A 21645-nucleotide genomic window follows, 5' to 3' on the forward strand; every position below is an offset into this window, starting at 1 on the left:
GCATGCCGGGAGGCGATAAAGCATTATGGATGCCCGATCATGCTGATGTCAGCGACCTTTAGGGTAACCTCCTAGTGGGGAACCTAGTGTGACGCGCTGACACCCGTGTACCAAAACTACCACATTACTGTGGATAACGCCGAACAACAAGTAACTTGACCCTTATTTACGGGCATTTTGTCGAAAATAAGCCATTTGTGCGTCATTTATTTGCCCCTTGCATCACAGCTTTGTGACTAGCTCACTCATAATGAGGGAGAACATGGGTGGTTTTATGCATCACAAGGAGTGCCTTCGCACGGTCGCTAAATTTAGCTACTGAATAGGCATAACCCTATGTTAGCCTTAGTTTAATTTTTGTTTATAGAGAATGGCGTCGGAGTTTCGCGTGTTTGCATCGAGTTTATTTCAATCTTCCGGGCCCTATCAGGCTCTGGTCGGTGAGCAGCGCCGCCCGGATCTTGATATTCTCAGGGGCATTGCCATCTTGGGGATCTTCTTCCTTAATGCCCCGTATTTTATCGATTTTGCCAATGGGTATGTGCCGCCCATTCCACTGTCCAGCGCCGATGCGATACTGACACGACTGTCCGATCTTGCCCTGGAAGGGCGCTTTCGCGGTCTGTTTTTGGTGCTGTTTGCATTGGGCTTAGTGATCCAGTGGCAGCGTTGTTATGAACATGAAGACCCTATCCCTAAATTACAACGCCGTTTAATGGTGTTGTTGGCCATAGGTCTTGTGCACAGCCTCATTATTTGGGCGGGCGATATTCTTGTCGGTTATGCGCTGGCCGGTTTACTGGCCTTACCCATGCTGGCGAACCCTGGGCGCAAATTGACTATGCAGGGGGTGGCATTTCTCGCCTTTGGCAGTGCCATGTTATTGCTTCTGGCTGTACTGGCCAATGAGCCGCCAACCCAGTTTAGCGACCCTAACTATCAGGCCTATTTAGCGCAGTTTGACGGGAACTTTTGGCACACTCGCGGGGCCAATGCCAGCAATGGGGCGCTGATGTTGTTAGCCTTGATACTGGCAGTACTCTGGCAGCAGCTGGGCATGGTGTTGTTAGCCGTCGCCGCCTGGCGCAGTGGCTGGCTGGTAAGGCCCTGGCCATTGGCCCAATCACTAGCGCTGCTCGGCGTCGTGCTGGCTTGTGCTTATTTAAGCACCTGGCAATGGCAAGATAGCGGCGGCTTTAACGAAGTCCTGGCCATGGTTGTCAATTCTTTCAGCGGTTTTTGTACGGCGCTGATTGCAGTGCATCTCTTGTATCGCTGGTCGTTTGCCGACAACATACTGACCCGTGCCTTGGCCAGCGTCGGTAAGCTGTCTTTGAGCTGTTATCTGAGTCAGTCACTCTTTATGGTGACGCTTATCCATTTTATGGGCGCCGAGATGGCCACCGAGTTTCGATTGCTGGATTATATGCAGTTATCCATCCTGGTTAGCCTGGTGTTTCTGGTGGTTTGCCCCTTCTATCTGCGTGTTTTTAAACAAGGGCCTGCAGAGTGGTTATGGCGGCGCTGGTATAAGGCCAAATAACGAACGCCCACTTAGGAGCTGGCCCAGGCTTTGAAACCGTCCAAGCCAGGTGCTCAGAGTGATAGAACAACTGCGGCCCCACAAACCCAGCATTGCGAGACTTTTAAACGGATTTTTCCCGCCGAGTCGATTACAATAGGGCCAACACCAGCTAGATTGAAGTAAATATGAGCCAAGCTACCCGCCTGAATAAATACATTAGTGAAACCGGTTTTTGCTCGCGCCGTGAGGCCGATGCGCTGATCGCCGCAGCTCGCGTGACCGTCAATGGCCGGTTACCGCAAATGGGCGATAAGGTCAGCGACGCCGATGACATCTTAGTGGACGGTAAGGCACTGAAAGCTAAACCTAAGCGGGTTTATATTGCCTATCATAAGCCGGTAGGGGTGACCTGCACGACGGAACGCAAGATAAAAAGCAATATCGTCAGTGCCATTAATTACCCCGAGCGCATTTTTCCTATCGGCCGCTTAGACAGACCGTCAGAAGGGCTGATTTTTTTGACCAACGAGGGCGATATCGTCAACAAGATTTTGCGCTCGGGCAATAATCATGAAAAAGAATACGAGGTGGTGGTCGACAAACCGCTGAATAAACGCTTTGTCGAGCGTATGGCTCAGGGGATCCCTATCCTTGGCACGGTGACCAAGAAGTGTAAGGTGGAGCAAACCGGTACTCAGAGTTTTCGTATTATTTTGACCCAAGGCCTCAACCGCCAAATTCGCCGCATGTGTGAGTACCTGGGTTATGAGGTCACCAAGCTTAAGCGCACCCGTATTATGAATGTGACCCTCAGCGGTCTTAAGCCCGGTCAGTGGCGTCACTTAAGCGAAACTGAAATGGCCACCATCAATGCCTTGATTGCCGACTCGGGTAAAACCGAAGAGCATTCTCAGGATGCCCCCAGCACCCGACAACAGCCAAAACAGGATGTAAGCCAGCAGAGCGCACGAACGCCAGCACAAGAGCCGCGTGCTAAAAATCCGGGACGCAAGAAAGAAGATAATCAGGGTTCGCGTACCAATCCCGCTCATAATACCAAGCCCGGCGCTAAGCAAAGGTCTCAGGGCAAGCCGTATGCTAAGCCTGCTACTAAGTCAGATGGTAAACCGTTTGGCAGGCCTTCTGGCAAGCCAAGCGATAAGCCCAAAGCTAAGCAAACGAATGGCACCAAACCCAATAAAACTGGAGCGGGCTCTGCACCGAAAAAAAGCCGTGTGAGCGGCACGCTCAGTTTAAAAAAATAAGGAAGTAGGCATGAAACTTTGGCTTGTGCCCATACTGGTATTTATTCTCAGCGCCTGCTCCGAGCCGGCGCACATCGAGCTGAACAGGGATGCCAAGGTGTTGGCCTTTGGCGACAGCCTCACCGTGTCTGTGGGAGCCAAGCACAGCAGCTACCCGAAAGAGTTGGCACAGCTAACCGGTCTGGAAGTGATTGCCAGCGGTGTTTCCGGTGAGCAGACCCATCAGGGCCTGGCCCGCCTGAGAGAAACCCTGACGGAACATCAGCCCGGTGTTCTGGTCTTGCTTGAAGGTGGTAATGATTTTTTGCGTAATAAACAGTCACATTCTGTGAAGAGTAACCTGGCGGCCATGATTGAATTGGCACATGGGCAGGGCGTTGAAGTGATCTTGGTGGCGGTGCCGCAAAAGTCACTCTTTCTGAGTGATGCCCCCTTGTATCAGGAATTGGCCGAGCAGTACCAGGTAGCCCTGGTTGCCGATACCCTCAGTGACTTACTCGGTGACAGCCAGTATAAGTCGGACCAAATTCACCTTAATGATAAAGGGTATCGACTGTTGGCCGAGGCCGTTGCCGAGCAAATCAAAGTCGTTAATTAGGCTGTCGCCCACCTAATTTGTCAGTAGGCTTTGATAAATCTCTAGCGTCTTATCGACACCTTGCTGCACATTAAATTTTTCAATGACGCGCTTTTTCGCTGCTACACCAAATTTGTTACACAGATTGCGATCTTGATAGAGGGTCATAATCGCATCGGCCAGGGCTTGGGGCTCTGACGGCGGTACGACGATGCCGGTAACGCCGTCTGCAACGAGTTCGGCATTGCCGCCGGTGTCTGAAACTATCGCTGGCACGCCATAGGAATTGGCTTCTAATACGGCGCGACACAAACCTTCTCGCTTCGTGGTTGGCAACACCACCGCGTCACAGGCCGCTGCGACCTCTGGTGCGTCTTCGCGATACCCTAAGGCGTGCACTCTCTGAGGCTTACCACTTCTTTTGATCATCTCTTGAATCGCTTCCGATTCAGGGTCGGCGCCCACCAGCAAGACATCGATATTACAGTCCTCAGGGAGTAACTGCACCGCATCCATTAAAATATGCAATCCTTTTCTTGGCCTTAAATTGGCGACCAGCGATATCTTAAAACTGTCGGCATGCATGGGCACATCACTGAGATCTGCCGGCGCGTTTTGATACCAGGATTGATCATGTCCCTTGTAAACCGTAATGGCCTTATTTTTATCTCCCCAGACATGTAGCTGTAAATCTTCGGTCACCGCATTGGCGACACAGATAATTTTATTCAGCCTGGGGTGCAGCATGGTGAGATAGATTGACGGGTCCCAGCGGGACACATTGCCCGTTTGGCCTCGGTAGGCAATCACCTTGGCCTTAGTGCCAATTGCCGCCGTTGCCCCATTGCTACAGGCGATGTTATTGAACAAGTGCAAAATGTCTATGTCATTAGCCTTAATGTACTTCCTGATCACACCCATAGTTTCTAAGGAGAGTTTCTTATTTAACGGGTTGGTTATGACCTTTATGCCTTGCTTTTCTAAGAAGGGGATCAAGGTCGACCCTGGATTGCACATAACGGTCACGTCAACAGCACCACTGTGATGAAGACCGATTATTTGTGAGGCCTCGGGGCGAATCGGGTTTATATTGTTCCGATTATGATTTGTAACTGCTAACAACTTAATTTTTTTCATATAAATAAAATAAATTCATTTAATTGTGCTTAAAGTTTTTAACTTCAATTAAACAAATCATCCTTGGTCAATTAATTGGTTTTATCTTTGGATTATATAACTCTTGTTCAATAAGAGCACCTATTTCATTAAAGCGTCTTTTGGGTCTTTGCACAGTGGACAGGTGGGTTGAAAAGTCTAGTTGTTTAAGGGCGAGCATCTACCCAGCCTTGGCTTATGGCAAGTCAAAATTTTGCTTTTAACTTAGGCGCATACAAAAAGTAGTTGGTAAATGTGAAAAGGCAAATTGTACCTAACAACTACTTCTTCCTGGTCATATGACGACTCCCTCGGTGATGGCTTTGAGTTAACCTGGCTTGCCACACTGGGAAAAAGTGTGAGCCTAAGAGCAACTATTCCCTTGCATAGAGTGAATAGGGCAGCAGCAGGGTAACATTCAATACTGGTAAAAGTTTGAACTATTTGTTATCAATAGATGAATAAATAAGTAGGGAAATGTATTAAAACGGATTGACGTGCCGCCGTATTTGTATAAGGCATAAAACAACCGTATTCACCGGTGGGCTAGGCCGGTGTTAGCTGATATAGAAAGGAGTCTCGATTGGAAAAGTTATTAATAATTTTTATTCTGGTTTTCTCGGTCTCAGTGCAGGCAAAAGACGGCAATGATTTGTTAGCCGATTGCCAAGCAGTTACAGACGCTAAAAATGGCATGACACTAGATCAGGCCGGGATGATACGCTCAGCAAGTTGTATATCCTATTTGTCCGGCTTTGGCGGTGCTCATGCGCTATCGCCGTTACAGCACAAAGGAAAGAGAATGTTTTGCATCCCCGAGGGTTTGTCTCTGAGCGATACTGCAGAGCTAACCGTAAAGTGGTTGCAACACAATAAGGACAAACTCCACTACCCTAAACACCAAGTTCTCGCCATGGCGAGCATAGTGAATTTCCCGTGCCGCACCCAGTAAACCTGAGTTGCTCAATCACATTGACTGGTTGGTATCAACTGAGGCAAGTAATTGCGGTAGTCCGTAAATTAATGTACCTTATACAGGGTTTAAGTACTTAAGATGATAATAAAGACAAGGAGAGCATAATGAGATTGTTACTACCCTCTATACTAATTGCCGTATTACTCGGTGGTTGCATGGCGACACAAGAACAGCATCTAAGTGCAGAGCCGTTGGAGATCAGCTCCGAGCAATTACATAAATACTGGCGTCAGGAGCGCTCGGAATTTACCTTTAGCACCCGAACTTTTAAAAAGCCGCCAACGGAAAATGGCTATATAAAGATGCGTTATCTAATCGACTCTAACGGGGAGATTTTTGATGTCGCGATCATCGAGTCTCAGCCAGAAGGGCTTTGGGATACCCATGCATTGCGTTCGCTCAAACATCTGAAGTATGTGCCAAGCAGCGATAACACCGAACTGACTCCGGTTTATGTAACCACGGACTATCACTTTAACGTTAACTAATGCGATATTGGTGAGATGAAAAAGCCAGCTTAATTGCTGGCTTTTTTGTGTCTAGCGGCGGTGGCTATGAATGCCAAAGAATTTGCAATACAACACGGGGATCACGATCAGCGTGAGTATGGTCGCAAAGCCGAGACCAAACATGATGGTCACCGCCATGGATTTGAAGAACACATCAAAGAGCAAGGGGATCATGCCCAATATGGTGGTGATCGCCGCCATGGCCACCGGACGTACCCTGGAGACGCCCGAGTCAAAGACCGCCTGGTAGGGGTCTTTGCCCGACGCCAGCTCTATATTTATCTGATCGAGCAGTACGATCCCGTTTTTAATCAGCATACCGGATAGGCTCAATAACCCGAGCAAGGACATAAAGCCGAAAGAGGCATTCATGCTCAGCAATCCAGCACTGACCCCGACGATAGCAAGTGGCACGGTGGCCCAAATCACCAGGGGCTTGCGCACCGAATTAAATAATAAAACGGTGATCACAAACATCGCCAGATAACCCAGGGGCAGGGAGCCAAATATGGCGCTGCGGGCCTTGCTGGCAGACTCAAACTCACCGCCCCATTGCAGTTCATAGCCTCGAGGTAGGGGGATGCCTTCGATATCGGCGCGAATACGGGCAAAGAGTTTGGCCGGTGTTTCATCGCCAAGGAGGTCGTGGTCGGCCATCACCGTCAGGGTGCGTTTGCGGTCGCGACGCATGATCAAGGGGTCTTCCCAGTGCACTACGAAGTCGTCCACCACCTGGGTGACGGGCACAAACACCCTTAGTACTGGGCTGTATATTTGCAAATCGCGCAGGCTTTCCACATTGAGGCGCTCTTCCGCCGGACTGCGGGCAATAATGGGCAACAACTGGGTGCCATCGCGATACAGGCCCACGGTTTTACCACTGACGCTGGTCAGCAGTAATTGGTCTAGATCGCTTTTGCTAATGCCCAGGCGACGCGCCTTTTGTTCGTTCAGAATAGGGCGGATCAGCTTGGAGCGCTGACGCCAGTCATCACGAATATGGAAGGCGCCGCCGTCCGCCGTCAGGATACTTTTGGCCTGCTCGCCAAGTTGACGCAGCACCACGGGATCGGGCCCGGAAAAGCGTGCCTCGATTTTGGCATCGGTGGAGGGGCCGATTTCCATGCGCTTAAGTTTAAGCTTGGCATCGGTAATATGGTCCTGCTCGTAGGCTCGTACCCTGTCTATCATGGTCAGCACTGCGTCGCGGTCACGTACGCGCACGATCAACTGGGCAAATGCCGGGTATTGTTTTTCCGGCGCATAGGTGAGCATAAAGCGCGGCGCGCCCTGACCTATGGTGCTGGTGACTTCGCTGACCAGCTCATCGCTGCGCAGGAAGTGTTCAAGCTTGGCCACCCCTTCTCTGGTGGTGCGAATATCGGCGCCCTGGTAGTGCCAATAGTCGATATAGAACATGGGCGTATTCGAGGCCGGGAAGAAGGATTGTTTAACGGACTTAAAACCCACCAGCGCCGCTACGAGCAGCAGTATCATCAGCACTAGGGTGGTTTTACCGTAGTGCATGGCACGGCTCAGAACAAACTTATAGGAATTAAAAAGTACGCCCTGATAAGGGTCATCGGCACTGGTATCGTCGTCTTGTTTTTGCTTAAACATCATATCGGCAAAAAAGGGCGTCAGCGTGATGGCCGTCACCCAACTAAGCAGCAAGGAGATAAACAAGACCCAAAACAAACTGCCTGCAAACTCGCCGCTGGCGTCCGAGCTCAGGCCGATGGGCGCAAAAGCGGTGATGGCGATAATGGTGGCGCCGAGCAGGGGCCATTTGGTTTGGCCGACTATGTTAACCGCCGCCTGCAACTTGCTTTGCCCGCGCTTCAGGTTGATAAGAATGCCTTCGGTGATCACTATGGCGTTGTCGACCAGCATCCCCAGGGCAATGATCAAGGCGCCGAGGGAAATACGTTGTAAGTTAATGTCGAACAGGGCCATAAAAATAAAGGTGCCGAGCACGGTCAGTAGCAAGATGCCGCCGATCAACAGGCCACTTTTTACACCCATAAACACCAGCAGCACCACGATGACGATGGCCACCGCTTCAAACAGGCTGAGGATAAAGCTCGACACCGAGCTTTCGACTTCCGCCGGTTGATTGTAGATGGCATCGATTTCCATGCCATGGGGGCGCTGATATTCCAGGGTCTGAAGATGACGGTCGATACGCGCTCCGACGTCCACCACGTTAACGCCACTGGCAAAGGATAAACCCAGTAACAAGGCCTGTTTCTCGTTGTAACGCACTATGTGGCTCGGCACTTCGGCATATTCACGATACACCCGGGCGACATCGCCAAGATAAATCAGCTCGCTGGCGCCTGGGCTGGAGATCAGCAAATGCTCAAGCTCGGCGACATCGTCGAATTCACCGGTGGGGTGCAGACGAATAGACTCGCCATCGACCATAACCCGTCCAGCATTCGACACGGTATTTTGCGCCTGTAGCAGCGAGAAAATATGGTTGGGGCTGAGCCCGAGCTGAGCCAGCTTGTGAGTGGAGATCTCAACAATAACCTGGCTTTGCTGCTCGCCGGCAACCGTTACCTTGCCCACGCCTTCCACCAACACCAGTTCACGTTTTAAAAAGTCGACATAGTCTTTTAGCTCGTCGTAAGAGTAGCCATCGCCGGTTAAGGCCAGGGTTACGCCGTAGACATCGCCAAAATCATCGATCACCTTGCTGGGATAGACTCCAGGTGGCATGGATGAGGATAAATCGTTGATTTTGCGTCGCAGTTCATCCCAAATTTGCTTGAGATCTTCCTTGCGATAGGTGCTTTTCATCTCCACGGTGATCTGGCTTTTGCCATTGGAGGAGATGGAGGTCACGTAATCCACATAGGGCAGCTCTTGAATCGCATTTTCTATGGGGTAGGTCACCTCTTCTTCCACCTGGCGGGGCGAAGCGCCGGGATAGGCGGTGATCACCATGGCTTTTTTCAGGGTAAATTCCGGGTCTTCCAACTGCCCCAGAGACAAATAGGAAAAGACACCGCCGAGCAACAGAAACAGCGCAAACATCCAGCTGATGACCTTGCGCTCGATGGCCAGTGCAACCAAGTTCATTTACAGTCCTCGCTCTTTGTGCCAAGGACGGACCTGCATGCCTTCTTGCAGATAATGCACACCGGCGGCAACCACTTGCTCACCAGACTCAATGCCGGAACGAATTTCAATGCCGTCGCGGTGTAATTGGCCGACCACCACGGCGCGTTTATGCACCTGTTTGGTGTCCTTATTGTATACCCAGACATAGCTATTGCCTTCGGTGTCTTGTTTTGGATCTGAGAACACCGCCTCGGCGGGCAGTTTATGCCAGGCTTTCACATCCTTGGTGATTTTGCTGACATCAATATACACATGCCCGGTCATACCCGCGAGCAGGTTAAAGTCTTTGGGCACCGGTAGCGAAAAGACCACCTTGTAGGTCAGGGTAGCGGGATCGGCCTGGGTGTCGTATTCCTTGATGGTGAGCTTGTAGGACTTATCGGGAAAACCGTCGAAGATCACCGTGGGTTGATACAGGGTGTCTTTATTGACTCGGGCGACCAGTTTCTCCGGCACCTGAATTTCCACATCCATTAAATCACGGGTTTCCAGACGTAAAATATTTTGCTTGGCCTGAATGTTTTCAAAGTTCTTTACGAACACCTTGGCGACGGTGCCGGCAAAGGGCGCCCGCAATTCGGAATTCTCAAGATTGGTTTTGGCGATATTAAAGGCCGACTCGGCTACCCGAGCGTTAGCCACGGCCTGATCGAGCTCGGCGCGGCTGGCAATGTTTTTGTCGAATAAGGCCTGCACGCGCTGCAATTGTGAGGTTGCCAAGTCGTAGCGAGCCTTGCGTTCGTCATATTGCAGTTGGAAGTCTTCGGGATCGAGTTTCGCCAGTAACTCACCTTTTTCTACTTGCTGGCCAGCCAACACGGGAAACTCAAGGAGTTCGCCGTTAACGCGAAATGCAAGATAAGAGCCTTGGTGGGCCACCACTTCCGCGGGAAAACTGCGCATCATGCTTTCATCGCTTTTACCTACGGTGAGCAGTTTAACCGGGCGGATAGGCGCGCTCTGCTCAGTTTGCTCGGCTGGTTCGCTGCAGCCGAAGAGGGCTGTGCAAAGGGCCAGCGTGGTGATAGAAAGAATACGCCGCATAAATTCTAGACTCCCTGTTAGTGGTTGAGATTGTGGCCATTATTGCTACACAGATTACTGTAGGATAAGATAAAATTAAAATTATAAATATCTTTAAACAAGATTAGTTTTACTTATGAAGTTGGCGTGGCTCCAGGTTTTAGACGTGCTTTCACGCAGTCGCTCATTAAGCGAAGCGGCTGAGCGTTTGCACAAGACCCAACCGGCATTGACCATGACGGTAAAGAAAATTGAAGAAGCGGTAGGCTTTGCGGTGGTCGACCGCGGCGGGTACCGTTTTTCTCTGACCGAGCAGGGGCAGGCCTATTGTCGCCGTGCCCAGTACCTGCTGCGCGATTTACAGGAACTCAGCGAATTTAGCAGCGAACTAGCCAATGGCAACGAGCCCTTGTTTCGTTTGAGTTACGAGCAGGTGTGTGTCGGCGAAGAGCTCAGTGCCATACTCAAATCTTGTTATCACGAATTCCCTCATACCGACTTTGCCATCGACAGCGGTAAGCGCTTCAGCGCCTTGGAGCAGGTGAACAGTGGCAAGTCGGATTTAGGCATAGGCCCTTGGTTTGATATTTTCCATGCCACCGGCGATTTAGAAAGTATTCCGGTGGGAGAGATCCAAGTGGGGCTGGTGGCCTCGCCTCGGCTTATTAGTGAACCAAGGCTGAGCTACAAGCGTTTGCAGCAATATCCCTGTGTGGCCATGTATGAAAGCGATATGCCTTTTGAACACGGGCGCATGCCGTTTTTAAATCAGGTGGCCAAGCTGAAAATAGATGACACCTTTGCGCTGCGCTCACTCTTGCTCAATGGCGCCGGCTGGGCCTTAATGTGCTTGGATTTGTGCCAGCAGGAAATCGACTCCGGACAATTACAGGTGTTGGAACTGACCGACAGAGAGCACTCCTTTAGGGCGCAAATTCGCGCCTTTCGTCGTCATTCGGCGCACCACGGCCCGGTGGCGCGTAGTCTCTGGCAACGTTTAGAGGAGCTCGCCAATGGATAAAAAAGCCATGATCTATCAGGTGGTGGCGGCCATTCCCAAGGGCCGTGTGTGCAGTTATGGGGAAGTGGCAAAAAGGGCGGGCTTACCCGGTTATGCCCGGTTTGTTGGCCATACCTTGAAAACACTGCCCCCTGGTTCGCGCCTGCCCTGGTACCGAGTACTCAACAGCCAGGGTAAGATTTCTTTCCCCCCGGGGAGTGATGGCTTTATGCGCCAGCAGCAGGCGCTGTTGGCCGAAGGCGTGCTGGTGAGCAATGGCAAGGTCAGTATGGCCACCTTTGCCTGGAAGCTATAATCCCTAGATCACATACAAGTAGATGGCGAGAAAGTGGCACAGACAAGCGGCCAGCACGAAGATATGCCAAACGGCATGGCTGTACTGGCGGTGCTTAGCGCTGTAGAACACAGTGCCAACACTAAATATGACCCCACCCAGTACCAGAAGCCAGAGCGCCGGTCCAGGCAGTGCCAGATACAAGGGGTAGACAAAAGCCAGTGCTATCCAGCCCATGATCAAATAGGTGGCCAGTGACACTCGTGGGCGTGGCACCTTGGCGCAGAGTTTAAATATCACCCCGAATAATGCTAAGCCCCAAATACAAAACATACCCGCCCAGGCCCAATAGCCGCCCAGTGCTACCAGCAAAAAGGGCGTGTAGGTTCCGGCAATCAGTAGGTAAATGGCACTGTGATCGAGTTTCTTTAAAATGGCCTTAATACTGCTGCGACTGATGGCGTGATAGCAGGTAGAGCTGACAAACATCAATATTAAACTGGCACCGTAAATGACCGAGGAGATGGTCGCCGTGGTGCTTTTGCTGATCACTAACATGGCCACAAGCGCGCCCAGGGCTAACAGGGCGCCGAGTCCGTGGCTAAGCCAATTTATTTTTTCTTCTGCGGCAGAGTAGGTGCTTATTTGCATAGGATTCACTTTGCAATGGCTCAATGGGTACAAACCTGACTATAACGATTGAGCGTACACATGTACACCGAAATTATCCGGTAATTTACTGTGGTCAAAAAAACAAAACATGCTGTTAAAAGCGCTATTTATTAGTCATTTTTATTTGATTGGTTTTTAATCGCCATTCAGGGTGTTCGTTTAAACCCTTAAAAAACAATTAGATAAAAAATATTTTTATCCTGGCACAACCTTTGAAATAGATATTGCGACTAACTTAATGACACGTTAACAGGAACACCACAGGACAACCATTATGAATACTTTTACTAAAGCTGCAATTGTAGCAGCAACGTTAACCCTTAGTATGGGCGCCCATGCCAACAGCCTAACCGATGATATTGAACGAGCGGTTAAAGACGCTGCAAACGAGGCCTTTGCAACATTAATCAGTACGCAAAAAGCGTCACTGCGTGAAGCCACTCAGGCCTTGTTTGAGAGCAGTGTACAAGAGCAGCAAAGTCAGGGTGAAAATAAATCACAAGCGCAACCTAAAGCGCAAAAACAAGGTGATGACAATGACGCTTAATTTGGCACTGCTAGGCTTGATGTTATTGCCCGTTGCCAGCTTATTCGGCACTTACCTGGGCTTAAGCTTCTGTCGTCAACTCGGTTGGTGGGCTAAGTAGTACCTACCACCGAGTCTTTTTACGCAAACCCGTTTTAGGTTTTAGACGCCCCCGGGCGATTTTTATGGTGACTGCTTGCGGCTTTATACAGCGCTTTCGTCAAGCCTTACTCACTTCCCTTAGTAACCTCTCTACTTATTGATTATTAACAATAAACATGGACATTTTTGTCTATAGCCTTTGCTCAATCTGCGCTTCTCCCCCATACTGATAAGTATCTAAAAATTAAGTGATCCATTGCTCGTCAGCGGACGTATTGGTCGCTATCAAGTCTTTTAATGAGATAGCAGATGGCCTTGCAAATAGCGTCCAACGCCCCGAATCGGCGGCAATACTCACTGCTTTCCCACAAGGTGGAAGAAAGCCAAGGTGAAGGACAGAACATGATGTCGTCAACCGAGCATCTAAGTGATGCCTTGGTCAAGGTAGCCGTTGATCGCGATAAAACCGCGTTTGCCAGCTTGTTTCGGTATTTTGCGCCAAAAATTAAGCGCTTCGGCTTTAAGCAGTTTAATAATGAAGCGGCGGCCATGGAATTGGTGCAGGACACCATGACTGCGGTTTGGCGCAAGGCGCACTTGTACCATCCGGACAAAGGAGCAGCAACCACCTGGGTCTATACCGTCATGCGCAACGCGTCGTTTGATGCGCTTCGCAAGATGCGCAGTAACAAGGAAGACAACCTGAGTGAGGATATTTGGCCGACCTTGCAAAGCCCCGAGCCGGAACAATTTGACGACCACCTGGAAACTCAGTTGTTACTCAAGCACCTGGACAAACTGCCACACGCCCAGCGCGAGGTGGTCAAAGGCGTCTATTTTCAAGAGCTCTCACAAGAGCAGTTGGCACAACAATTAGGCGTCCCCGTGGGCACCGTGAAATCGCGGTTGCGATTGGCTTTGGCTAAGCTTAGAAATTACCTCGGAGCAGAGCATGATTAAGTATCACCCCAACTCAGAATTACTCTTGCAATATGTGCAAGGGGCGTTACCTGCCTCCATCAGTGTTGCTATAGCCGCGCACCTGGAGTTATGTGCTCACTGCGCCGAACACACAGAGACTCTTGAAGGGCAATGTGCTCACAGTGCATTTGCAGATGAACAAATTGAAGCGTCGGCTTTGGAGCACGCGTGTGAGCAAAGCCAACTCCAGGATGAGCTGGGCGACGAGTACGCGGCCATGCTTGCAGACATCACCGCCGACGATCTGCGCGATGATTTTAGTATCGCCAGCTCCAAGGAGCTACGCTTTGGCGATAAAACCATCACCTTGCCGCGGGCCTTGAGCCATATCGGCATGGGTCGCTTTATGCAAGCGGGCAAACTGGCGCGCTCTCGCCTGGAACTGGACGAGGGCAGTATGCGCACCAGCCTGTTGTACATCGCTCCAGGCGGCACTATTCCTGAACATACCCACACTGGGTTCGAGCTGACCTTGTTGCTCGATGGCAATTTTAGCGATGAGCAGGGGACTTATGAGCCTGGCGATTTTATGTGGCTTGATCACCGACATCAGCATACTCCGTACACAGAGCACGGTTGTTTGTGTCTGGCGGTGGTGAACAGTGCGCTGCACTTCAATAAGGGCCTGAGCAAATTATTGAATCCTATTGGTGAGCTGATCTACTAATGAACCAAGACATTAAAATTGGCATCAGTGCCTGTTTAAGCGGCGAAAAGGTACGCTTCGATAGCGGCCATAAACGGTCTAACTTTTGTATGGATGAGCTGGCCAGGCATGTTCAATACGTGCCTTTTTGTCCCGAGGTTGCCATTGGTCTGCCCATACCCAGACCCACGATCAGGCAGGTGCGTAAAGGAGACGTCATCACAGTGTGTCGTCCCGATGGTACGGGTGATGTGGGCGATAAACTGACCGAGTACGGTCAGCGTATCGGCGCCAAATATGGCTCTGAGCTCGACGGTTTTATCTTTTGTGCCAAAAGTCCGAGCTGCGGCATGGAGCGTATTAAGGTGTTTAACGAAGAGGGAACCGGCAACACCGCCGAGGGCGTGGGCTTTTTTGCTGCCCAAATAATGGCAGCAAACCCCTTACTGCCCTGTGAGGAAAATGGCCGCCTCAATGATATGCACCTGCGTGAAAATTTCGTTATGCGCGTTTATGTGTATCACAGCTGGCGTCAATTGTGCCGCGAGCCCTTGAGCGTGCACCGGCTGACGCGCTTTCACGGCATGCACAAGTATTTGTTGATGAGTCACAATTACCAGGCCTATCGGGATTTGGGTCGACTGCTTGGGCATCATCAAGGTGAAGGGCTGGAGTCCATCGCCGATCAATACATCAGTGGTCTGATGGCGGCGTTGAAAAAGCCGGCCAGTCGCAAGGCGCACACCAACACCCTGATGCATTTGCAGGGTTACTTTAAGCGTCACCTCAGTAAGGGCGAAAAAGAAGAGTTGCGTGCTGCCATCGAGGATTATCGCCAAGGCTTGGTTCCCTTGTATGTGCCACTGACGTTATTGAAACACCAGCTTAACGTGCATCCCAACCCCTATTTGGCACAGCAGGTGTACTTCAATCCTCACCCCAATGATTTAAAACTAAGATACGGGATCTAATGACACCTCTTTTTTGGTTTCGGCGCGATCTGCGCCTATTTAGTAATGAAGCACTGATAGCCGCTCTCGAACAAGGTGCCGAGCATGCGGTTTTTTTTGTCACCGAACAGCAATGGCAAGCACATGATATGGCACCCATACAGCGTGACTTATTGTTGCGTCGGGTTGATTACCTGGGTCAGCAACTGAGTGACTATGGCGTGCAACTGCATGTATTGGCCGTCCCCGCGTTTGCCGAGGTGCCATCGGCGTTAATGGACCTATGCCAAACCTTGTCTTGTAGCAGTGTATATGCCAATCGCGAGTATGAAGTGAATGAGCGCGCAAGAGATCAGGCTTGCGTTGAAGTCGCGGCGCAGATGGATGTGGCATTTCACTTGTTTGATGGTGATGTGATTGCCCCGCCGGGCACGGTCACGACGCAAAATAATGAGATGTTTAAGGTGTTCACGCCCTTTAAACGCCAGTGGTTACGGCAGTACGAATGCACTCAGTTTAGCTTACTCGCTTGGCCTCGCACTAAGACTCAAGGCCAATGGCAGCGACCCGAGTGCTTAACCGGGGATGGCAGCTCGCACAAGTGGCCGGTGGACGATGAGGCGCTTGCCGGAGTCGTCGAACGTTTTATCGCTGAGAAGTTACCGCACTATAGCGAGGACAGGGATTTCCCCGCCATCAAAGGCACCTCCGGACTTAGCCCCTATTTAGCCCTGGGCATAGTGGGAATGAAGCAATTGTTGGTGCAATTGCAATCACGACATCCGGATATTCTGCAAAGCGCTAAAAGTAATTTGTTTAGCTGGGTGAACGAGCTGATTTGGCGTGAGTTTTACCGCCATTTACTGGTCGCCTTCCCACAGCTCTGTAAACATAACAATTTCAATACCAAGTATGACGCACTGCAGTGGCAGGATGATGACGCCGGATTTAAGGCCTGGTGTGAGGGCCGAACAGGTTATCCCCTGGTCGATGCGGCGATGCGCCAGTTACTGCGTACCGGCTGGATGCACAATCGCTTGCGCATGGTGGTGGCAAGCTTTTTAACCAAGCATTTGTTAGTCGACTGGCGTCGTGGTGAGGCATTTTTTATGCGACATCTGATCGATGGCGATCTGGCGTCCAACAACGGCGGCTGGCAATGGGCGGCAAGCACAGGATGCGATGCGCAGCCTTACTTTCGTATTTTTAACCCCATAACCCAGAGCAAACGTTTTGATCCGGACGGCGAGTTTATTCGTAACTATCTACCAGAGCTAGAAAAGGTGCCGACTAAAGAGATCCATTTCCCGCACCAGTATATGGCAAAAGTGGGAGGGATTGATTACTGGCCGGCAATCGTCGATCACCAAAGTGCACGTGCGCGTGCGCTAGCAAGGTTTAAGGTTGAGCATGAGTAAGCGCATTGCCGATTTTATCGCCATGTACCAGCGTCTAGATAAAGATAACCTGGCGTTACTCGATACGATTTATCACCAGGATATTCATTTTATCGACCCGCTCCATGAGCTGCATGGCCGCAACCAATTACATCAATACTTCGCCAATCTGTACGCCAATATCAAGGACTGTAGCTTTACCATCAGCGACAGTTTTGAATGCGAAGAGCAGGCTTTTTTGTATTGGACCATGGCCTTTAGCCATCCCCGTATCAACGGTGGGCGCGAGGTGTTGGTAAATGGTCATAGCCTGCTGCGTTTTGAAGGTGAGCAAGTGATTATGCATCGCGACTACTTTGATGTCGGCCAGTTGCTTTATCGCAACCTGCCGGTGATAGGCGGTTTGATTAAGTTTATTGAAAAGCGAGCGAGCGGCGTATGAAGATATTGATCACCGGCGCTACCTCGGGAATTGGCGAAAGCCTAGCGCTGTTATATGCCAAGGAGCATCAGGTTTATGCCTGTGGTCGCAACGCAGAGGCACTGCAACGTTTGGGCGAGCATGAATCGATTACGCCGCTGTGCTTCGACGTTACGGATTTGGCGCAAATCACCGCGGCCACGGCAGAGATAGATGACCTGGATTTAGTGGTGCTCAATGCCGGGGTATGCGAATACATAGACGACGCCCGACATTTTGACAGCGCCCTATTTGAGCGGGTGATCCGCGGCAACTTGCTGAGCCTGGGTTATTGTTTGGAGGCGCTGCTGAGCAAGATTAAATCCGGTGGTCAGCTGGCCATCGTTTCTTCCAGTGTGACCTACTTACCCATTACCCGCTCCGAGGCCTACGGCGCCGCCAAGGCCGGGGCCACTTATCTGGCTCGCACTTTGGCCGTTGATTTACCAGATATTGATGTAAGTGTGGTCCACCCAGGGTTTGTGCATACGCCCTTGACGGCTAAAAACGACTTCGCCATGCCCATGGCCATCAGCTCCGAGGATGCGGCTAAGCGCATTGTTCGCGGCCTGCACAAGCGCCAGGCGGAAATTCATTTCCCCAAACGTTTTACCCTAATTTTGAAAGCGCTACGGGCCTTGCCCACATCGCTTTGGTTACGAATAGCAAAAGGAATGGTACGGTGAAAAATATCGCCATCATCGGCAGTGGTATTGCCGGATTAACCAGTGCCCACTTGTTGGCCAAAAAACACCAGGTAAAGGTGTTCGAAAAAAATAACTACATAGGGGGACATACGGCTACGGTGGATGTAACTATTGACGGCCAAACCCTGGCCGTGGATACCGGGTTTATTGTCTTTAACGACCGCACCTACCCAAAATTTGAAAAGCTGCTGGAAGAGATAGGCATCGGCCGGCAGCCGACACAAATGAGCTTTAGCGTGCATCATTGCGAGAGTGGCTTTGAATACAATGGTCATACCCTAAGTACCTTGTTTGCCCAGCGCCGCAATCTGTTGCGCCCCAAGTTCTGGCATTTGTTATGGCAAATAGTGCGCTTTAATCGCATTTGTAAGGACATGTATAAGTCGGGCAATTTTCAGCAGGGGGATACTCTAGGGCAGTTTTTGGACCGCCACCGTTTCAATGACTTCTTCCGCCAGCACTATATTTTGCCCATGGGGGCGGCAATTTGGTCCACTTCACTGAAGCAGATGAATGATTTTGCCATCGACTTCTTCGTGCGCTTTTTCTACCACCATGGCTTGTTGGATATCACCAACCGACCGCAGTGGTACGTGATCCCAGGGGGTTCCCGCGAGTATATAGCGCCTTTAACCGAGTCTTTTAAAGAGCGGATAGAGCTCGGTGCCCATATAGACAGAGTAGAGCGCAATGACCAGGGAGTAGTCATTCACCTTAATGATGGCCGCAGCGAGCACTTTGATGCCGTGGTCTTTGCCTGCCATTCGGATCAGGCCCTCGCTCTGCTTGCTGATGCCAGCGAGGCCGAGCAGCAGGTGCTGGGCGCTATCCCCTATACCGCCAACTCCGTGGTCCTGCACACCGACAGCTCCTTGTTGCCCAAACGCCCTGCGGCCTGGGCCAGTTGGAATTACCGCCTAGACAATAATGTCGATAGAGCCGCGGTGGTGACCTATAATATGAATATTCTTCAAGGGCTTAGTTCTGAGCAACCCCTGTGTGTCACCCTCAATGGTGATGAGGTTATCGCCGAGGAACATATACTCCGACGCTTTACCTACCACCATCCGGTGTTTAATCAACAGAGCTTGCGTGCTCAGCAACGTCGCGACGAGATCAATGGTAAACAGCACACGTATTTTTGCGGTGCCTATTGGTATAACGGCTTTCATGAAGATGGCGTGCGCAGCGCCGTGGAGGTGGCCAAAGCACTAGGAGTCGATTTTGACTAGCGCACTGGCGTTTGATACGACCGAAATAACGCAGCAGGCTTTGTGGCAAAGCGCCATTATGCTGGGCGATATACGCCATCGGCGCTTTGAGCCCAAGTCTCATCACTTTCATTATCCGCTTTATATGATGTGGGTCGACCTCGCTCACCCTGAGCAACTGGACGGCGTTCATCCTCTGCTGGGCACAGGGAGAGGCAAGTTACTGCGCTTTAAGCAAAGTGATTATGTGCCATTGCAAGAAGGGGATATTGCAACTCGGGCAATCAAGCAGCTGCACACGCTAGATAGCAGTATCGAGGTTGAAACCGTGTTTTTGCTTGGACAGTTGCGTTGTTTTGGGGTGTATTTTTCGCCAGCCAATTTCTATTTTTTTCAACGGCGCGGCGCCAGTGGATTGACCCATATGATGGCAGAGGTCAGCAATACGCCCTGGAACGAGCGCCATTATTATTTAGTCGATCTACGGACTAAAGTGAACTTTAAGAAACGCTTTCACGTATCTCCTTTTATGAATCTGGATATGCATTATCACTGGGTGGTTAAAGTGCTTCCCAAGTCCTTGCTTATCCATATTGAGAACAAGCGCCAGGAAACCCTGTTGTTCGATGCCACCATGCGCCTGCAACGCCGAACGTTGGAAAAACAGGCGGTGAGTGATCTGCTCAAGCGCTTTCCCGCGATGAGCCTGAGCATAGTCAAAGGGATTTACTGGCAAGCAGTTAAACTATTTTTGAAACGAGTGCCTTTTTACGCTCACCCTGGGAAAGAATGATGGATAGAGTTACCGAGGTAAAAATAAATTCAAATGTAAGCTGGAAAACCAAGTTGGCCAAGCGTTTGGTGTTTGCCGCGTTCAATACGCTGGAACACGGCTGTGTTGAGATTCATGAGCGTGGCGAGCCAGTGCATGCTTTTGGTGATAAGTCAGCGAAGCCTAAGGCTGTGGTTAAGGTTGTTGACGCCAAGATGTATCAGGCGTTCGCATTTTCCGGCAGCATAGGCGCCGCAGAGTCTTATATTGAGGGTCACTGGGAATGTGACAATCTCACCAAGCTCATTGAAATATTTGTGTTAAACCAGGCACAGCTGGATGCCTTTGAGCGTCGCTTTGCGCTGCTGAGCGGACTTGCGTACCGCCTTAAGCATCTGCGCAACCGTAACTCCAGCACCGGTTCGAAACGTAACATTGTCGCCCATTACGATTTAGGCAACGAGTTGTACGAGTCCTTTTTAAGTAATGAAATGCTGTACTCCTGTGCGGTTTATCCGCACAAGGAAGCCAGTCTCGAGCAGGCGCAGCAACATAAACTCAAGCTCATTTGCGAGCGTGCGCAGCTTAAAGATGGCGACACAGTCATAGAGATTGGTACCGGGTGGGGCGCCTTTGCCATTTATGCCGCGAGTCATTATGACGTGCATGTTACCACCACTACCATCTCCGAAGAACAGCACGATTATGTGGCGAATAAGATTAAAGCCCTGGGCCTTGAAGACAAGATCACCTTGCTGAAACAGGACTACCGTTTACTCGAGGGGCAGTACGACAAGCTGGTGTCCATCGAGATGATTGAAGCCGTGGGTCATCAATACCTCGGTGGTTTCTTCGCCAAATGTAACAGCCTGCTTAAGCCCGATGGTGCCATGCTGCTTCAAGCGATCACCATCAACGATCAGCGTTATCATACTTACGTCAAGCAGACCGACTTTATCCAGCAGTATATTTTCCCCGGTGGTTGCCTGGTCAGCATTGATGAGATGAGTCGTCATTTGCGTCAAGGCACCGAGTTGATGATGCACGAACTGCACGATATCGGTTTGCATTATGCCCGCACCCTGGCCGATTGGCGTGCGCGCTTCGATAAAGCCTGGCCACAATTGCAGGGGGCAAAATTTAATGCCCAATTTTACCGTCTCTGGCACTACTACCTGGGCTATTGTGAAGGCGCATTTCGGCAACGGGCCATCAGCACGGTGCATCTAGTTGCGCGCAAGCAAGGGTTTAAAACCAATGACGCAGCGCTGGCTTTGCATTACTAACTTTTTATTGTTTCAAACCTGCTGGTGGGCAGCTTTTTATGCCCAGCAGCGGGCACTGCCGGTAATGGCGCTGTGTCTGCTCATCATGTTGTGGCTGTCGTCAGAGCGCCGCCGCGACCTCTATTTATGCATCACCCTGGTGTTGGCCTTTGCCTGTGAGGCACTGGCCCAGAGGTTTGGGTTGTTGCAATTTTCCGACGCCACAGTTCCTGCCTGGCTTTTGTTACTGTGGCTGGCATTGATCCTCACCATCAATCATTCCTTGGCCTTTATTAAGCGCCTGCCTTGGTGGCAATGCCTGCTGTTGTGCTGGCTCTGTGCCCCGTCCAGTTATATTACCGCCGCGCACTTTGAGATTTTTGCTTTAGGGGTGTCCTGGTGGCAGTTCTATCTTCTTTATGGTGGCCTCTGGGCCGTTACTTTTACCCTGATGATAGTGATCAATCGGCACCTTAAACACGTAGTGACACATACGGGTTAA

At 50.7% G+C, this 21645-nt stretch carries 22 protein-coding genes; 18 read left to right on the forward strand and 4 right to left on the reverse strand.

Annotation, left to right across the window (positions count from 1 at the left end; genetic code table 11):
• Window positions 1-388 precede the first annotated feature (388 nt).
• The 3 genes from C2M36_RS09100 to C2M36_RS09110 all read left to right on the forward strand — a co-directional run bounded on the left by C2M36_RS09100 (window position 389) and on the right by C2M36_RS09110 (window position 3388).
• Entirely contained in the window at window positions 389-1543 is a 1155-nt protein-coding gene (locus tag C2M36_RS09100; RefSeq protein ID WP_158678909.1) for a DUF418 domain-containing protein, read from the forward strand.
• Window positions 1544-1710: 167 nt separating this feature from the next.
• Window positions 1711-2790 (forward strand): 23S rRNA pseudouridine(2604) synthase RluF, encoded by a 1080-nt coding sequence (gene rluF / locus C2M36_RS09105; RefSeq protein ID WP_105254632.1) that lies wholly within the window; start codon window positions 1711-1713, stop codon window positions 2788-2790.
• A 10-nt stretch (window positions 2791-2800) separates the two neighbouring features.
• Window positions 2801-3388, forward strand: coding sequence for a GDSL-type esterase/lipase family protein (locus C2M36_RS09110; RefSeq protein WP_105254633.1), 588 nt, complete (start codon window positions 2801-2803; stop codon window positions 3386-3388).
• 12 nt (window positions 3389-3400) lie between these two features.
• On the opposite strand, the gene C2M36_RS09115 is transcribed toward C2M36_RS09110, so the two are convergent.
• The gene (locus C2M36_RS09115) at window positions 3401-4384 is read right to left on the reverse strand and encodes a glycosyltransferase (protein WP_234399133.1); all 984 of its coding nucleotides are present in this window, start codon (window positions 4382-4384) and stop codon (window positions 3401-3403) included.
• Between the two features lie 721 nt (window positions 4385-5105).
• Between C2M36_RS09115 and C2M36_RS09120 the strand changes: the two genes are divergently transcribed.
• A complete protein-coding gene (locus C2M36_RS09120; protein ID WP_105254635.1) occupies window positions 5106-5474 on the forward strand; it encodes a Rap1a/Tai family immunity protein in 369 nt (122 codons plus the stop codon).
• A 128-nt stretch (window positions 5475-5602) separates the two neighbouring features.
• A complete protein-coding gene (locus C2M36_RS09125) occupies window positions 5603-5986 on the forward strand; it encodes an energy transducer TonB (protein WP_105254636.1) in 384 nt (127 codons plus the stop codon).
• A 51-nt stretch (window positions 5987-6037) separates the two neighbouring features.
• Here the strand turns inward: C2M36_RS09125 and C2M36_RS09130 are convergent, their stop codons facing one another.
• Window positions 6038-9094, reverse strand: coding sequence for an efflux RND transporter permease subunit (locus C2M36_RS09130; protein ID WP_105254637.1), 3057 nt, complete (start codon window positions 9092-9094; stop codon window positions 6038-6040).
• Complete coding sequence (locus C2M36_RS09135; RefSeq protein WP_105254638.1) at window positions 9095-10180, reverse strand: efflux RND transporter periplasmic adaptor subunit; 1086 nt, start codon at window positions 10178-10180, stop codon at window positions 9095-9097.
• A gap of 115 nt (window positions 10181-10295) precedes the next feature.
• Here C2M36_RS09135 and C2M36_RS09140 point away from each other — a divergent pair, with 115 nt between their 5' ends.
• Both C2M36_RS09140 and C2M36_RS09145 read left to right on the forward strand, forming a co-directional pair.
• The gene (locus C2M36_RS09140; RefSeq protein ID WP_105254639.1) at window positions 10296-11180 is read left to right on the forward strand and encodes a LysR family transcriptional regulator; all 885 of its coding nucleotides are present in this window, start codon (window positions 10296-10298) and stop codon (window positions 11178-11180) included.
• Window positions 11173-11475 (forward strand): MGMT family protein, encoded by a 303-nt coding sequence (locus tag C2M36_RS09145; protein ID WP_199883031.1) that lies wholly within the window; start codon window positions 11173-11175, stop codon window positions 11473-11475. The genes C2M36_RS09140 and C2M36_RS09145 overlap by 8 nt, the downstream gene beginning before the upstream one ends.
• A gap of 3 nt (window positions 11476-11478) precedes the next feature.
• On the opposite strand, the gene trhA is transcribed toward C2M36_RS09145, so the two are convergent.
• A complete protein-coding gene (gene trhA / locus C2M36_RS09150) occupies window positions 11479-12105 on the reverse strand; it encodes a PAQR family membrane homeostasis protein TrhA (protein WP_105254640.1) in 627 nt (208 codons plus the stop codon).
• A gap of 295 nt (window positions 12106-12400) precedes the next feature.
• Here trhA and C2M36_RS09155 point away from each other — a divergent pair, with 295 nt between their 5' ends.
• The 11 genes from C2M36_RS09155 (at window position 12401) to C2M36_RS09205 (ending at window position 21645) form a co-directional block, all read left to right on the forward strand.
• Window positions 12401-12673: a hypothetical protein gene (locus C2M36_RS09155; protein WP_158678910.1), complete on the forward strand. Its 273-nt coding sequence runs from the start codon at window positions 12401-12403 to the stop codon at window positions 12671-12673.
• A 483-nt stretch (window positions 12674-13156) separates the two neighbouring features.
• Entirely contained in the window at window positions 13157-13714 is a 558-nt protein-coding gene (locus C2M36_RS09160; protein ID WP_234399144.1) for a sigma-70 family RNA polymerase sigma factor, read from the forward strand.
• On the forward strand, window positions 13707-14402 hold the full coding sequence (locus C2M36_RS09165) for a ChrR family anti-sigma-E factor (RefSeq protein ID WP_105254643.1): 696 nt from the start codon (window positions 13707-13709) through the stop codon (window positions 14400-14402). The genes C2M36_RS09160 and C2M36_RS09165 overlap by 8 nt, the downstream gene beginning before the upstream one ends.
• Complete coding sequence (locus tag C2M36_RS09170; RefSeq protein WP_105254644.1) at window positions 14402-15352, forward strand: YbgA family protein; 951 nt, start codon at window positions 14402-14404, stop codon at window positions 15350-15352. Before C2M36_RS09165 ends, C2M36_RS09170 begins: the two co-directional genes overlap by 1 nt.
• Complete coding sequence (gene phrB, locus C2M36_RS09175; protein WP_105254645.1) at window positions 15352-16749, forward strand: deoxyribodipyrimidine photo-lyase; 1398 nt, start codon at window positions 15352-15354, stop codon at window positions 16747-16749. The genes C2M36_RS09170 and phrB overlap by 1 nt, the downstream gene beginning before the upstream one ends.
• Window positions 16742-17170 carry a nuclear transport factor 2 family protein gene (locus C2M36_RS09180; protein ID WP_105254646.1) on the forward strand — a complete coding sequence of 143 codons (429 nt, stop codon included), beginning with the start codon at window positions 16742-16744 and terminating at the stop codon, window positions 17168-17170. Before phrB ends, C2M36_RS09180 begins: the two co-directional genes overlap by 8 nt.
• Window positions 17167-17874, forward strand: coding sequence for an SDR family NAD(P)-dependent oxidoreductase (locus C2M36_RS09185; protein ID WP_105254647.1), 708 nt, complete (start codon window positions 17167-17169; stop codon window positions 17872-17874). Before C2M36_RS09180 ends, C2M36_RS09185 begins: the two co-directional genes overlap by 4 nt.
• Entirely contained in the window at window positions 17871-19127 is a 1257-nt protein-coding gene (locus tag C2M36_RS09190; RefSeq protein ID WP_105254648.1) for an NAD(P)/FAD-dependent oxidoreductase, read from the forward strand. The genes C2M36_RS09185 and C2M36_RS09190 overlap by 4 nt, the downstream gene beginning before the upstream one ends.
• A gap of 58 nt (window positions 19128-19185) precedes the next feature.
• Complete coding sequence (locus C2M36_RS09195; protein ID WP_105254725.1) at window positions 19186-19899, forward strand: DUF1365 domain-containing protein; 714 nt, start codon at window positions 19186-19188, stop codon at window positions 19897-19899.
• On the forward strand, window positions 19899-21164 hold the full coding sequence (locus tag C2M36_RS09200) for an SAM-dependent methyltransferase (RefSeq protein WP_105254649.1): 1266 nt from the start codon (window positions 19899-19901) through the stop codon (window positions 21162-21164). Before C2M36_RS09195 ends, C2M36_RS09200 begins: the two co-directional genes overlap by 1 nt.
• The gene (locus C2M36_RS09205; RefSeq protein WP_105254650.1) at window positions 21136-21645 is read left to right on the forward strand and encodes a DUF2878 domain-containing protein; all 510 of its coding nucleotides are present in this window, start codon (window positions 21136-21138) and stop codon (window positions 21643-21645) included. Before C2M36_RS09200 ends, C2M36_RS09205 begins: the two co-directional genes overlap by 29 nt.

The sequence above is a fragment of the Pseudoalteromonas sp. T1lg75 genome, from assembly GCF_002964705.1.
GTDB lineage: Bacteria > Pseudomonadota > Gammaproteobacteria > Enterobacterales > Alteromonadaceae > Pseudoalteromonas.